Annotated in this window: 9 protein-coding genes; 8 read left to right on the top strand and 1 reads right to left on the bottom strand. The window is 45.3% G+C overall.

Annotated features, from left to right (window positions below; all coding sequences use genetic code 11):
- Positions 1 to 563: 563 nt before the first annotated feature.
- From AAKU61_RS07990 to AAKU61_RS08020, 7 genes are all read left to right on the top strand, one after another.
- Entirely contained in the window at positions 564 to 962 is a 399-nt protein-coding gene (locus AAKU61_RS07990; RefSeq protein ID WP_354331161.1) for a hypothetical protein, read from the top strand.
- A gap of 149 nt (positions 963 to 1,111) precedes the next feature.
- The gene (locus tag AAKU61_RS07995) at positions 1,112 to 3,280 is read left to right on the top strand and encodes a TonB-dependent receptor (protein ID WP_354331163.1); all 2,169 of its coding nucleotides are present in this window, start codon (positions 1,112 to 1,114) and stop codon (positions 3,278 to 3,280) included.
- Positions 3,281 to 3,709: 429 nt separating this feature from the next.
- Positions 3,710 to 6,547 (top strand): TonB-dependent receptor, encoded by a 2,838-nt coding sequence (locus tag AAKU61_RS08000; RefSeq protein WP_354331165.1) that lies wholly within the window; start codon positions 3,710 to 3,712, stop codon positions 6,545 to 6,547.
- 132 nt (positions 6,548 to 6,679) lie between these two features.
- Complete coding sequence (locus AAKU61_RS08005) at positions 6,680 to 7,597, top strand: DMT family transporter (RefSeq protein WP_354331167.1); 918 nt, start codon at positions 6,680 to 6,682, stop codon at positions 7,595 to 7,597.
- 112 nt (positions 7,598 to 7,709) lie between these two features.
- Positions 7,710 to 8,690 (top strand): quinone oxidoreductase family protein, encoded by a 981-nt coding sequence (locus AAKU61_RS08010; protein ID WP_354331169.1) that lies wholly within the window; start codon positions 7,710 to 7,712, stop codon positions 8,688 to 8,690.
- A gap of 139 nt (positions 8,691 to 8,829) precedes the next feature.
- Complete coding sequence (locus AAKU61_RS08015; RefSeq protein WP_354331171.1) at positions 8,830 to 8,973, top strand: hypothetical protein; 144 nt, start codon at positions 8,830 to 8,832, stop codon at positions 8,971 to 8,973.
- Positions 8,974 to 9,103: 130 nt separating this feature from the next.
- On the top strand, positions 9,104 to 11,296 hold the full coding sequence (locus AAKU61_RS08020; protein WP_354331173.1) for a DUF1631 family protein: 2,193 nt from the start codon (positions 9,104 to 9,106) through the stop codon (positions 11,294 to 11,296).
- A 146-nt stretch (positions 11,297 to 11,442) separates the two neighbouring features.
- Here the strand turns inward: AAKU61_RS08020 and AAKU61_RS08025 are convergent, their stop codons facing one another.
- Positions 11,443 to 12,111: a DUF4136 domain-containing protein gene (locus AAKU61_RS08025; protein ID WP_354331175.1), complete on the bottom strand. Its 669-nt coding sequence runs from the start codon at positions 12,109 to 12,111 to the stop codon at positions 11,443 to 11,445.
- A gap of 355 nt (positions 12,112 to 12,466) precedes the next feature.
- Here AAKU61_RS08025 and pepN point away from each other — a divergent pair, with 355 nt between their 5' ends.
- Entirely contained in the window at positions 12,467 to 15,151 is a 2,685-nt protein-coding gene (pepN, locus tag AAKU61_RS08030) for an aminopeptidase N (RefSeq protein WP_354331177.1), read from the top strand.
- Positions 15,152 to 15,178 lie beyond the last annotated feature (27 nt).

Below are 15,178 nucleotides of genomic sequence, written 5' to 3' on the forward strand. Positions count from 1 at the left end.
CTTTCATCTTGCCAGAAATGGCCGCTCCTTTCTCATCTATTTTGCGCTTCTCGCAATAAAATTACTCTCCGGTGTTTCGTTTTGCAAGAACCTCATGCTTAAAAATCACGAAATTTATCTATTGAAAAATTCGTTTATATTGGATTTTTTAAGTCGGTTTTGTGTAAAAATTTTGTGTAAAGAAATCAGCTTAGAATTTTTACACTAACATTGTTGTATTTGATGCAGTTGTTTTCAAGCCTCAAAAATTTACAATCAAAAAACTTTCTTCACGAAAAATATTCAAATGGATTTCCTGTATTTGATAAAAAATTTCTGCTGAAAATTGCCTCAGTTTTGTAATTGCAATCAGCAAACAATCACCAAGCTGTGCCTTTGTCACTAAGCCTTGCCGGGACAAATTTGTGTAGGTCTTATTGACGAGTTAGTGGCGATTGAGTGATTAGCTAGTAATGATCTAGTGGTGAGCAAAATGTGTAAGGATGTAATCCGATGATGCCAGAATGTTTTTTTCTTGTTATGATCTCGCATCCTTAATGCAACACAAGTGCAAAAACAAAAGAATGGTTCAGCGTAAGACTACCGATCAACATCCGCTAGCTAAGCGAGGCACTGCCGCCATGTCGGCCATGCCTGCAAAGTTTGCGACTGCTGCATTCGCGCGCGCAGTTGCAGCGCGTGATGTGTGGCGTTTGTTGATTGTGTTGTTTGGCGCTTTTGCGTTGGTTCTGGCGCTGACAACGGCGGCGACACATCAACACAAGACCGCGCTGGACACCAAAGAATGTGCCATCTGTAGCGATGTGATCGATAAGGTAGTCGGTCTGCCGTTGTTACCTGCGATTGTTCAGCACGTTTATGTTATGCCTTACCGGGTCCTCGCTGTCTCGGTCAAGATCGCCAACTATTGCTCGCCTGAGCTTTTTCCACCAAGCTGCGGTCCCCCGCACGCCTCTGCGTAATTCATCAAAAACAGTTCAATTTAAAAATTGAGCTGAACTCCGGTTTTAATTTAAATTTTCGAACTTCAGTTTGAAAATTACATTTTTAAGCGAGCTTGCCTTCATTCGACAAGGCTGAGTTTCGCGTATTTTATTCAGAGGTTATTAACATGCAACGTACTCTTAAACTGAGTAAGCTTTCACTCGCCCTGGCTGGTCTGTTTGCCATTTCATCCACTCATGCTGCAAGTGACTCTGTGGCGGACGCGCCGGACGCATCAGGCAAATCTGACACGCCAGTACAAAGTGTAGAAGTGACCGCGGCGCATCTTAAAAGTGCGCGGATTGAATTGTCACCCAAGATCGGTACCACCGTTTATAGCATTGATACCCACATGATAGACATGCTGGGACAAGGCGATAACACGCCGTTTAATGAAGTTTTGCTGCGTTTGCCTGGCGTCGCTCAAGACTCTAAGGCGTCTGGCGGTTTGCACGTACGTGATGATCACGCTAACGTGCAATATCGGATTAACGGTGTCCAGCTGCCAGAAAGTATTACTGGTTTTGGGCAGTCGATTGATACGCGTTTAGTCGACCAGACTGATTTTATGACCGGGGCATTGCCAGCACAGTTTGGTTTGCGTACTGCTGGTATTGTTGATATCCAAACCAAGGAAGGCGGAGTAACGCCAGGTGGCCGGATTGGTATTCAGATGGGTAGCCATAGCTATGTTGAACCTAGCGCGGAATTTTTTGGTAGCAAAGGCGCGTTCAATTATTATTTGTCCGGTAGCTTCTTATCCAATTCTCTGGGGATTGAGAATCCGATACCAAGTTCTAGCGCATTGCATGATAAAACCCGGCAATCTAAAACCTTTGGTAATTTGTCTTATTTTTTAGATGACAACACGCGTCTGGGTTTAATGTTTGGTACCTATAACGGTCGTTTCCAGATCCCAAATAATCCTAACCAGGCGCCCGGGTTTGCGCTGACAGGATTTAGTGACGGCACCACTAGCAGTTTGCCCTCATCCAATCTGAATGAAAACCAACGTGAGGTGAATCGCTTTGCCGTTGTTTCGCTACAAAAAAGTTTAGGGAACGTCAATTTTCAGCTATCCGCTTTCAATCAATATTCTGAATTGCATTTCACGCCGGATGCGAATGGCGATTTAATTTATAACGGCGTCGCTTCAGATTCGCTGCGTTCTAACCGTGCCAACGGCGTGCAATTTGATGTCAGTTATAAACTGTATCAAGATCACACTTTGCGGGCGGGCGGTGCTTATACCCGTCAAGTCACGGCCAGCAATAATGCCGTGTCCTTATTTACGACGGATGATTCCGGTGCACAAAATTCTTCAGACCCCATCACGATTCAAGACAATGGTGGCAAAACCGGTACGCTATCTAGTTTGTATTTGCAGGATGAATGGCATATCGCCCAACCACTGACATTGAACTACGGTGTGCGCTTTGACAAAGTGTCGGCCTACACCTCTGAGCAGCAATGGAGTCCCCGTTTAAACCTGGCGTATAAATTGAGTGACGCCACCGCTTTACACGCAGGTTATTCACGCTACTTCACGCCTCCACCGCAAGAATTGGCCGCGCAATCGAGTATTAATTTGTATGCCGGTACCACCAACGCACCACAAATTCCGACCTCGGACAACGTCAAGGCGGAGCGCACGCATTACTACGATCTGGGGATTAGCCATCACGTCAATCAAGACCTGATATTGACCGCTGATGCTTACTATAAAAAAATCACCAATATGCTGGACGAAGGCCAATTTGGCCAGGCGTTGATACTCACGCCATTTAACTATGCGCAGGGTTACGCCAAAGGCTTGGAGTTGTCTGCGATTTACAGCCAAAAAAATTGGGGAGCGTATGTGAATCTGGCTTTTCAAAAAGCCCAGGGGAAAAATATTAATTCCGGCCAAGCTTTGTTTGGCGTAGATGAAGTTGCTTATATCGCCAATCACTACATCTATGTGGATCATGATCAGACCATGACGTTGTCGGGCGGTACTCACTACCATTTCGGTGATTCTCAACTCAGTGCCGACTTCTTATATGGCAGTGGTTTGCGTGATACGCCAGATGGTGCGGCACCAAATTCAGGTACTTTACCAAGCTACACAACAATCAATACGGCGTTCACCCATACCTGGAAAAATACACCAGCCGGTAAGATAGAAGGACGGATTGCCTTGATCAATTTGTTTGATAAATCCTACTTACTACGTGACGGTTCTGGCGTCGGCGTCGGGGCTCCACAATATGGCCCGCGTCGTACTTTTTATGTCGGACTTTCCACTAGTTTTTAATCAGAGTTTGATGGTTTGAAGAATCAGATAGCCGACGCCTTGATAGGCTCGGCTATTTTTTTGCAAATAAAAAAAGCGATTTTCTGTTAATTTTTTCATAGATCGATTTTCTAATATTCTTGAGACAGATGATCGCGTTTTATTGTTTTCTAAAAATTGTTAAAATGGATTTCGTTACAGTTTTTATGATTCAAGTTACACAAAATTACAACTTGTTTCCCTTTAGTTACATCAACAACCGGGTCAGAGCTGCACCGGAAAAAAACTGTTGTTTTCATTGGCTGAATTAGGCGTCTTGATTGACGTCAGTTTATTGAATATGGTCTTATTATTAATGGAAAAAAATTTCCATCTGACTTTTTTGGTTGATAAATTCATCTGCAAAAGCCAACGTAATAAAACTGTCGTTCTTACCTTTGGAGAAAATAAATGTTTATTGAAACAGTATTAGCTCGGTCTTTACGCATGACGTACTCTGGTAGCATCGCATTGAGTTTAGGTTTTTTAACATTGCCAGTATTTGCGCAACAAACTTCAACCGAATCCTCAGTTCCCCAACGAATCGAAATCACAGGATCAAGTATTCGCCGTGCTGATGCGGAGACACCGAGTCCAGTGCAGTTAATATCAGCCGAGGATTTGAAAAAATCGGGCTATACGTCCGTCGCCCAAGTATTGCAAAATATCACGGCCAACGGTCAAGGGACACTAAGTCAAGGCTTCTCCCAAGCATTTGCTGCTGGAGCTAGCGGGATATCTTTACGAGGCTTAACCACATCTGCGACGCTTGTTTTGATTGATGGTCATCGCATGGCACCCTATCCGCTGGCGGATGATGCACAGCGATCTTTTGTTGATATTTCCAATATTCCATTTGATACCGTAGAACGAATTGAAATATTGAAAGATGGCGCGTCCGCGATTTATGGTTCTGACGCAATGGCGGGCGTAGTCAATATTATTTTGAAAAAGAGTTTTATTGGAACCACTGCCTCGGCAGAAGCGGGAACATCTCAAGCCGGTGGTGGAGAAACAGTACATGCGTCTGTAACCCATGGTTGGGGCGACTTTAATGTAGACGGCTACAATGCATACGGCAGTATCGAATATCGCCACCAAGATCGAATTACTTATAACCAGCGTGCGGGTGCGGGCCCTTGGCAGAGATTAGATTGGAGTGGTATCGGGGGAACTAACAAAACCCTTGGGGTGCCATTTTCGTCAAATCAACCAGCCACATATAATTCACCTTATCTTAGTGATCCTAACAATCCGTATGGGCCGACTACTTCTGCATTTTATCCAGGACCGTGTAACTATAACTTGCAACAAGCTGGTGGTTGTGCGTATCAAAGTCCATTGGCAGAGTTGTCTCCTGAAACCCAAAACGTCAATATATTAGCCAGCTTTGCAAAAAATCTGGGTAGCGGCTGGAGATTAGATGTCAAAGGTTCCTTGTTTGAAAGCAAGGCAGAGCAATATCCAGCAGGTGGACTACAATATTTTCCACAAGCTTTTAATCCTATTGTAGCGGTTTCTGCCGGCGTCTTACCTCATCTCGTCGGTACTCCGATCTCAACCATCACAGTGCCGGCTAATTATCCAGGCAACACTTTAGGTATCCCAGCGTTATTGAATGGAGCAATTCCGAATGCGCCGATTCCTAATACTCAGCTTGATTCAAAAGCTTATCGCTTAGTTGCTGATGTTACTGGCACCTTAGGTGAATGGGATATTAGCTCCTCATTGGGCTACACGAAAATTGATACGACTCAAAATGTTTACGGATCAATTAATATCCCCGCGTTTAACGACGCGATTAACCGTGTGTCTAATCCTTATTTGCCAGTTGGACCAATCAGTGCCGCAGATGCTGCAACTTTGTTCCCAAGCACCTCCGCGCGCGACACCTCTAAGTTAGAATTTGCAGAGTTACATGCAACGCGGACTATTATGAAATTGCAAGGTGGCGATATGGGAATTAGTTTCGGTGGATCTTATATCCGCCGCGAATTAAGTTCTCCTGCACCGACCTTAGTTGCTCAGGGCATAGTTAACGGAAACAATGCGTACGCGTCTGGAAAACAAACGAATACTTCCGTATATTCTGAGATAGTTGCACCAGTCTTTAAGTCTCTTGAAATCGATGGCGCAGTGCGTCTTGATCACTTTGATAATGCAGGTAATTCAACTACACCTAAAGTAGGATTTAAATACACACCATCCGAATCATTTGCTCTCCGCGGTACGTACTCAACTGGTTTCCGGGCACCTAATTCTGCTGAATCGGGTCAATCAGGTACTGCCTTCCTGGCGGGTACCGGTAACGATCCTGTGCTTTGTTCTCAAGGTGTACAAGCTAATGGTAATCCGTACGCAGGAGAGGTAATTTCTGCTTGTAACTACCAAGCAGTCACTTTGGCAGCAGCTAATCCTAAACTTCAACCTGAGAAATCGAAGTCAGCAACTCTGGGTGTGATATTGGAACCGATTAAGGGATGGAGTACTACGGTTGATCTGTATCGTATAGAAATTGATAACCAGATTATTTCTGGTGCTCCAGATGGGGATGCCGTACGCGCTCCAACTCCGGTGCAAACTTTGTGTGCCGACGGTAACGGCGGCAGCTACCCTTGTACTCCAACAGTCGGCGTGATTTTATACACACCAAATACCTACATCAATGCAAACTCTACTAAAACAAGTGGAGTAGAGCTCGATACCAGGTATAAATTTAAGCTTGGTGATTACGGAGATTTGACGACAGACCTGAACTGGAGTCATACCATGAGCTACATTCTGACCACAGGAGGAGTTGCCTATCAATTGGCAGGTACTCATGGTCCTTTTGTTGTCGGTGGTGATACCGGCAATCCAAAAGACCGGGTGCAGGCGACATTTACATGGGACAAAGGTGGATTGCAAGTCACAACGGCGTTCAATTACATTGGCGGATATAGCTTAACTGATCCATCATTTGGCTACGATACTTGTGCAAAAGGTGGCGCGGCTAATGGCTGGTTCCCAACCGGTAATATTCCATCACAATACTGCCAGGTGAAATCCTTTCTGGATACGGACGTCACTGTGCGTTATAAATTCGACAAACACTTGACCTTGCATGCATCAGTAACTAATTTGTTCAACGCACAACCACCATTGGATTTCAACACCTATGGCGGTGGCCAGCTACCATTCAATCCGTCGCTACACCTGGCGGGCGCTATCGGTCGCTTCTTTAATGTGGGTTTGAATTATACTTTTTGATTTAAATTCTCTGTATTTAAATCCGTAATTTAATAAAAATGCCGCGTAGATTCGTCTTCGCGGCATTTTTTTTGAAATAAACGAGAACTCAGGGGAGCACGTCAAACTGAATATGCTCGTACAATATTCGAAATGAGCACACCCACCTTCCATACCCAATCCGCCTACGAGCGCCAACAATATTTAATTGGTCTGGTGATCGCCATCACCGGTGCGATTTTATTTTCGACCAAGGCAATAGTTGCCAAACTCATTTACCGTTATCACGTTGACGCGGTTACTCTGATTATGTTTCGTATGCTGTTTTCTTTGCCAATTTTTGCTGCGATTGCGATTTGGCAAGCGCATAAAGGCGGTGCCTTATCAGTTTCAGATCGCTGGCGTTTAGTGGTCTTGGGTTTGATCGGTTATTACCTCTCCAGTTTTTTAGATTTTCTGGGTTTGCAATACATCACAGCAGGGCTGGAACGCCTGATTTTATTTTTGACACCCTCATTTGTGCTGTTGATTTCAGCGACATTTTTAAAACGTAAAATCAGCAAAATAGAATGTGCGGCTCTGGCAGTTTCTTACCTTGGGATAGTGCTGGTATTTGTGCATGATTTACAGTTTGGCGGAGCGGATGTGTTGCTGGGCGGCTTACTGGTTTTAGGTGCAGCCACCTCGTATGCTTTGTACTTAATACAATCTGGTCAATTAGTCATGCGCCTCGGTAGTTTGCGCCTGGTGTCCTATGCTATGTGCGTTTCTAGCGTGGCATGTATAGGGCAGTTTTTTGCGCTGCGCCCGGTTAGTATGATGATCCAGCCGGCACCTGTGTACTGGCTGTCTTTAGTCAACGCGATACTGTGTACGGTGTTACCAGTATTTCTGACCATGATTGCGGTACAACGTATTGGTGCGCCAATTGCCTCGCAAGCGGGCATGATAGGTCCGGTGTCTACTTTATTTTTAGGGGCTTTTTTCTTAAGTGAACCGATCACCGCCTGGCAACTGGCAGGCACTGTTTTAGTCGTTGGCGGGATGTATTTATTGTCGATGAAAAAATGATTATTTTTTTAATCTGAGTTCACATTTCAATCCAGCTCGATTCATATTAAGAGCTAAATTAAAACTTTAATTCAAATTTGAATTACAGCTAATTAACCAAGAGAGCGAGACCATGACAACCACAAAAGCCATCATAATCCAGCAAACCGGCGGTCCAGAAGTGATGGAATACGTCGATGTCACACTGGGCCAGCCAGGCCCCGGCGAAGCGCTGGTCCGCCATGCCGCCTGCGGGCTGAATTATATCGATGTGTACTTTCGTACCGGCCTATATCCGCAAGTCTTGCCAGCGGGTTTGGGGATGGAAGCCGCAGGCGTAGTGGAGGCTGTTGGTGCTGATGTGACTTATGTCAAGGTAGGTGATCGTGTTGCTTATGCCGGTCGCCCCAACGGTGCGTATGCCGAGGCTCGGATTATGCCAGCCGATAATCTGGTGCGTTTGCCAGACAATATCTCGTTTGAAACTGCCGCAGCAATGATGCTACAAGGCTTGACGGTAGAATATTTGTTTAACCGCACCTTTCCGCTCAAAGGTGGAGAAACCATTTTGTTCCATGCCGCAGCAGGTGGCGTCGGTTTGATTGCTTGCCAGTGGGCGCGGGCAATTGGCGTGACGATGATAGGTACCGTCGGCTCCGACGAAAAAGCAGAGCTCGCCAAAGCGCACGGTTGTACTCATGTGATCAATTACAACAAAGAGAATTTTGTGGAACGAGTTAAAGAAATTACCGGGGGTAAAGGCGTGCCAGTTGTGTATGACTCCATCGGCAAAGATACCTTCATCGGTTCGCTCAATTGTTTGTCACCATTGGGCATGATGGTCAGCTTTGGCAGTGCTTCTGGCCCGGTGCCAGAATTTGGTTTGAATGAACTCGCATCCCGCGGATCTTTGTTCATCACGCGTCCTAGTCTGATGAGTCATGCCGCTAAACGTGATGATCTGGAACAGATGGCAGCACGTTTATTTGCCATGGTGGAGGGCGGGAAAATCAAAATCGATGTGCATCAACGCTATGCTTTAAGTGAAGTAGCTCAAGCACATCGCGATCTGGAAGCACGAAAAACAACAGGTTCTACTATTCTGATTCCTTAACGTGGGTGTTAAATATCGGATAGAGGGCTAATTAGCTGCGTATTTCTTCAGCCATCGCTAGGGAGCTGGTATTGGTCTCTGTTACCATCCAGAACTTGAGGCAAATTCAAAATTAAGACAAAATTAAGACTAAATAAATATGAGCAAGCCAGAGCAAAAAGAGCAAGCCGCCTCAAATAATGTAGACGGCGTACCAAAGTTTGGACGTTTATTAATTGTCCTGTTTCTGGCTGTTGCCTTAATTATCTTTATTACCTTTGCAACAGAAGCTTATTACTCTTAAGGTCTCCGATGGTCGGAGGTATGCTATGCAATGATTAATTGAGTCGGCTGATTTAGCTAATGTGATTAATGTAGCTGATGCGTGCTTAAGCGTAATTGATGGTGGATTCATAAAATAAATTAAATAAACAATGGACACTATCCCACTTGGACTTGGCAGTACCACAAAAAAGAGCGAATTTTCTAGCTCCAGCCGGCTTTTAATTTTACAAAGCCTGGTACCGGTTGCGACTACGCGTGTTTCTTCGCAACTAGAGGCGTTTTGCGCGAGGCTGACTGAAGCTTTATTTAAAATTTCTGATCAGACAGTTAGACCCGAAGAGGCGGCTAGTAGCTTTAACGCCTATCAACTGTTAAAAAGAAATAGCACCAACTTTTATCGTCTGGTCGGTGGGCATATCAATGCCGCTCTCGCCAAAGAAGTCAGTACCGTTAACACTCGTAAAAAACCTAAAAAAGAAGACGAAAAACAAGACTTCTCGCTAGTCACGTTTGAGGAGATGGAAAGTAAGGTTCTGATCCGTAATTTGTGCCAGGCGTTGGAAGTCAGTAATGCTGAACAATTGGTGGCACTGAATATTCGTATCGGGCATGTGCTGAGGCGCACTCCCATCAGCGTCTCGCAGAATCCCTTTCGACCAGAGCTTTTTGTGCGTGCGGTTTATCAGGCATGGATGGAGTTTGATACCACGCCGGAATCGCATCACCTGGTATTGCGGCTATTACAGCCTAACCTCTTCATACAACTGGGTCCTATATTGCAAGAAGTAAACGAGGCCTTAGTCGCGCGCGGTATTTTGCCGAATATCAGTGATTCGTTTAAAAAAAATCAGCGAAAAAACGAATTTAGCCGGTCAGACGATATCGCTGACCGCGACCCGTACTTGCACAATAAGCTCAGAAATATTTTTTCTGGGCAGCCTAGTCAGAGCAATATCGGAGGAACATCGGCGCAATCCGGGCAGTCTGGGAAAGAGCATTCTCTTGAGTGGACTGGCAAACAGACGCATACCACTGCCAATCTTAATCAAGCAGATACGGTAACCATAGACCGCCAGTTTTTTGACTATCTGACCAGCATACAAAGAAATAATAATCCAGCGCCCGCTACAGGTAACCGAGACGCATCGCCGCTACGTCAATTGTCGCAGCAAGCAACGGCGGATAGCAACCTGACCCATATCGATCAAAATACCATTGAGCTGTTAGCGCGTATTTTTGACTTTGTCTTCAATGATCCGAGTATTCCTGAAGATATCAAAGGATTGATAGGGCAGTTGCAAATACCGACGCTTAAGGTCGCCTTGATGGACAAGGATTTCTTTTTTAAAGAATCTCATCCGGCTCGGGTTTTGATTGATACCTTAGCTAAGTCCAGTATCTCATTGAGTACAGAGAGTAATAATGACGATCCTTTGTACCAAATGATAGAAGGTATCGTCGAGCGTGTGCAGCAAGAGTTTGATCAGCAAATTGATTTGTTTTCTGACGTGGTTTCTGACTTAGAAACTTTCCTCAAAGATGAAGAGCAAAAAACTGAAGAGGCAATTGTCCAGCCCGTTGCCAACGCGCTCAAGCAAGAAAAAATGCGCCTGGCGCGCGAATTTGCAGAGCATGACGTGTCTTTGCGGGTAGAGACAGGTGAAGTTGCTGGCTTCTTAGAAACCTTTTTACTAGAGCAATGGATACGTATTCTGACCATTGCACACAGTGTAAAAGAGCAAAAGCCGCACGCTCTGGAAAACGCCTTAAAAACGATGGACGACCTGATCTGGAGCTTAAAGCCCAAGAACAGCGCCGAAGAACGTAAGAGCCTGGTCAGTAAATTACCATCGATGCTGACCTTGCTCAATGCCTGGTTAAATGCGATTAAATGGGATGAGCCTGACCGGGTGATCTTCTTTTCTAAACTGGCCGAGCGGCACGCTGCCATTGCCCGCGCCCCGCTGGAGTTTTCACCGCGTCGTCAATTAGAAATCGCGGTGAACATCGCTCAGCGTGCGAGTGAGCGTCGTCTCAATCGTCATGTGCAAGACCAGATTGATCAAACTGATGATGAATGGGTATTGTTGCTGGAGAGTTTGGAAAGAGGCATCTGGATAGACTTTACCCGCAGCAATGGATCTATTGCGAGATTCAAACTAGCGTGGGTTAGCCCAAAACGTACCCGCTATATTTTTACTAATCGTCAAGGGCATGACGCTTTTTCTATTGCTAGTGAAGAGCTGGCAAATAAATTCCGCAATGGAGAAGCGCTGTTAATTTCAGCAGATTCTGTAGTTGACAGAGCGCTGGTCGAAGCTTTGCGCGATCCTCCAAATTAAGCTTGAGCTGTTTAGTTGGTGCCAACAGGATTGCAATTCTGCTCGTCACTAATAATATACTCTCCATTATTTTTATGAAAAATGCCTTATTGTCCAGTAAATACTTGGACAATCTAAAAATACGGGAGGGGAGTATATTTTCTGATTTACTTCATAATCGGTAGTTCTATCTCCATCGTACTGCCAGTTTTAGCGGGGAAATCAATAAAAGCGCTGTCAATCAAATACGGCATTTGCAGATTAATTTCTGGGCTCAATTGCTCGGTACTGGCTTTGATTTCATATAGCTTTTTGCCGCTGACTTTGTCGGCAATGCCAATTTCTAATTGATGTAAATAATAACGTCGCACGCTCAGATCTGACATCAGCATGGTGTCGGTGCGCCCAAAATAGTACGGGGAATAAGGATAACGATAGTAATAGGCTCTCGGGATCAGGCCTCTTCTGAAATGGCTACCCCAGAACGGATCATATAAAGCTAAATCCCAAGGTGCGGAGAATTGGATTTCACTCAAGCCAGTGCCATATTGCATGCTGATTTTAAGCGCCGCATTCGCCTCGCTGCCAGCTTCTGCAAAGCCTAACGTCTGTAATTTGTTACGCAATAACTGTTCATAGCTGTTGTGCTCGGGACTATTTTGTTGCGGCTCTGTGCGCTCGATGACATAGCTTTTATCTTTAATATCGGCTGGCCATTCCTGAAAAACGCTGACTCTGCTCGTTACGCTGGTGGCGCAGCCTGCTAACAACAAGCTCGTTGTCGCCAGTAATAACAAAAGAGATTTTCTGATGAGGGAGGTTCTTTCTGTTTTCATGATCGTGCTCCTGTTTTGCTTCTACATTGTTGCTATGTTGCTTCGATTGTTGTCCCTATTGGTACTCTCTATCTTAGACGATAGAATTTTAAGTTGGTTCTGTCTACGATCTATTATCTGTTTCTCTTTGTAACGGCTTTACTTCTGAACGATGATTTACTCGTCTTAAACGGCGATTCGCTTAACCATATCCTTAAAAATCCACACACTTACCCAAATTTTCTGCGGTAATCATCAAAGCTTGCATGCCTTCCGGCGCAGCTTGGTAAAATGGTAGCCTTTGCTGTGTCTTTAAACTAGTTGCAAAATAGATTAAAGACACAGCACCTATTCTTTTTAGAAGGCTCACCATCACATGCGCACAGACAACAACGATACCGCAGTTACCCCAGTGACGATTTATCGCAAAGATTACATCGCCCCGGGGTATTGGGTAGATACGGTCGAAATGGGTTTCGATCTTGACCCTGACGCTACCCATGTTGCCACCAGAATGGTGATGCGACGTAATCACGATAGCAGCGAAAAAGATATCGTGCTGTTTGGTGAGTCACTCAAATTGCTGCAACTGCGCATGAATGGCGTCAACCTCAAAAAGTCGGCGTACAAAATCGAAGGCGAAACACTACGTATCGCCAATGCGCCAGATGACGTCACGCTAGAAATTGAAACGCTGATCAAGCCAGTCAAAAATACTTCCTTGTCCGGCTTGTACACCTCCAATCAAAACTTCATCACGCAATGCGAGGCAGAAGGTTTCCGCAAAATTACCTGGTTCCCGGATCGTCCTGATGTGATGGCGAAATACACCGTCATGCTACGTGCCGACAAAAAGAAAATTCCGGTCTTGCTGTCTAACGGCAATCTGATTGAAGAAGGTGATCTGGGCGATGGCCGTCACTACGCTAAGTGGGAAGATCCGTTCAAAAAACCTTCTTATTTATTCGCATTGGTTGCGGGTAAATTAGTTTGTCAGGAAGAAAAATATAAACTTAAATCTGGCCGTAAAGTCTTGTTGCAAGTGTGGGTAGAAAACGGCAATCTCGACAAAACCCAACATGCTATGGATTCGCTGAAAAACAGTATCCGTTGGGATGAGGAGCGTTTCGGCCTGGAGTTGGATTTGGATCGCTTTATGATCGTTGCCACTGGCGACTTTAATATGGGTGCGATGGAAAACAAGGGCTTAAATATTTTCAATACAAAGTATGTACTGGCGAATCCACGTGTAGCAACGGACGTTGATTATGCCGGTATTGAATCGGTCGTCGGACACGAATATTTTCATAACTGGACCGGTAATCGCGTTACTTGCCGCGACTGGTTTCAGTTGTCGCTGAAAGAAGGCCTGACAGTATTCCGTGATCAGGAATTCTCTGCTGATCTGGTCGGTACTGCCACTGGCCGCGCCGTAAAACGGATAGAAGATGTGCGCTTGTTACGCCAAGTCCAGTTCTCCGAAGATGCAGGTCCTATGGCGCATCCTGTGCGTCCAGATTCTTTTGTTGAGATTAATAATTTTTATACTGTCACGATTTACGAAAAAGGGTCGGAAGTCGTACGCATGTATTACACCCTGCTAGGCCATGAAGGATTCCGCAAGGGCATGGATTTATACTTCCAGCGCCATGATGGACAAGCAGTCGAGTGTGATGATTTCCGTGCGGCGATGGCGGATTCTTCCGGTCGCAATCTGAAGCAATTTGAGCGCTGGTATAGCCAGTCTGGCACGCCTCGCGTAAAGGTCGTGACGAGCTTTGACGCAGAGGCAAAAACTTATGAAATTAAGCTTAGCCAGTCTTGCCCGGCGACGCCAGGTCAGCCAAAGAAACAGCCATTCCATATTCCTGTTGCAGTCGGTTTGCTGGATGCCGCTGGCAAGGATTTACCATTAAATGTAGAGGGTCAGCCAGCTACGGATAAAACTACTTTAGTGCTGGAACTGACCCAAGCAAGTCAGAGCTTTAAGTTCACTGGCATTGCGCAAGAACCTACGCCATCAATTTTGCGTAATTTCTCTGCACCGGTCATGTTAGAAATTGATTACACCGATGAGCAACTCGGTCATTTGCTGGCACATGACAGTGATCCGTTTAATCGTTGGGAAGCCGGTCAGCGTCTGGCAATACGTCGCTTAGTGAAGCTGACAAACGCAGTACAAAATGCGGAAGTCTTAGAACTGGACAGCATGTTTATCGAAGCGCTGCGGTCCACTTTAAATGACAAAACATTAGATCCGGCTTTCCGTGAACTGGTATTGACCTTGCCATCCGAGGCAATGATCGCAGAAGAGTTTAAGGTGGTCGATCCGCAAGCGATCCATATCGCCAGAAAATTCGTCCGTAGCACTTTGACACAACATCTCAAAGCCGATTTATTGACGACCTATGAAGAGAATTTGACGCCAGGAAAATATAGCCCAGATGCAGTCTCTGCCGCTAAACGGGCGCTAAAAAATCTGGCATTGTCTTACCTGCTGGAGTGGGCGGATGACAGCACATTCGATCTGGCTAAAACCCAGTTTGATGAAGCCGAAAATATGACAGATAGAATTGCAGCGTTGACTGCATTGACGAATTTTTCTGGCTCTGCCAAAAATACCAAAGCTGCTGCACAGGCATTGAATAAGTTCTTCAGAGACTTCAAAAAAGAAGCTTTGGTCATCGACAAGTGGTTTATGTTGCAAGGCACAGCACGCACCACGGATGTGGCAAAAGTGCGCGAGTTAATGAAGCATCCAGCCTTCACTCTGAGTAACCCAAATCGTGCACGTAGTCTGGTGTTTAGTTTTTGCAATGCCAATCCGTCCCGGTTCCATGCGGCGGATGGCAGTGGTTATGCTTTATGGGCAGAATTAGTCATCACTTTAAATAAGATGAACCCACAAGTTGCAGCACGTTTAGCGCGCAGTATGGATCGTTGGAAAAAATATCCCAAGAATTTGCAAGTCCATATGAAGGCCGCTTTGCAAAGTGTTGCCGATACTAAGAAATTATCTAGCGATGTATTAGAAGTGGTGACAAAAGCACTTGCTTCTTAAGTTTCTGTTGAATTGCTGTTGAGCTGT

The organism is Undibacterium sp. GrIS 1.2, from assembly GCF_040544435.1.
Classification (GTDB): domain Bacteria; phylum Pseudomonadota; class Gammaproteobacteria; order Burkholderiales; family Burkholderiaceae_D; genus Undibacterium.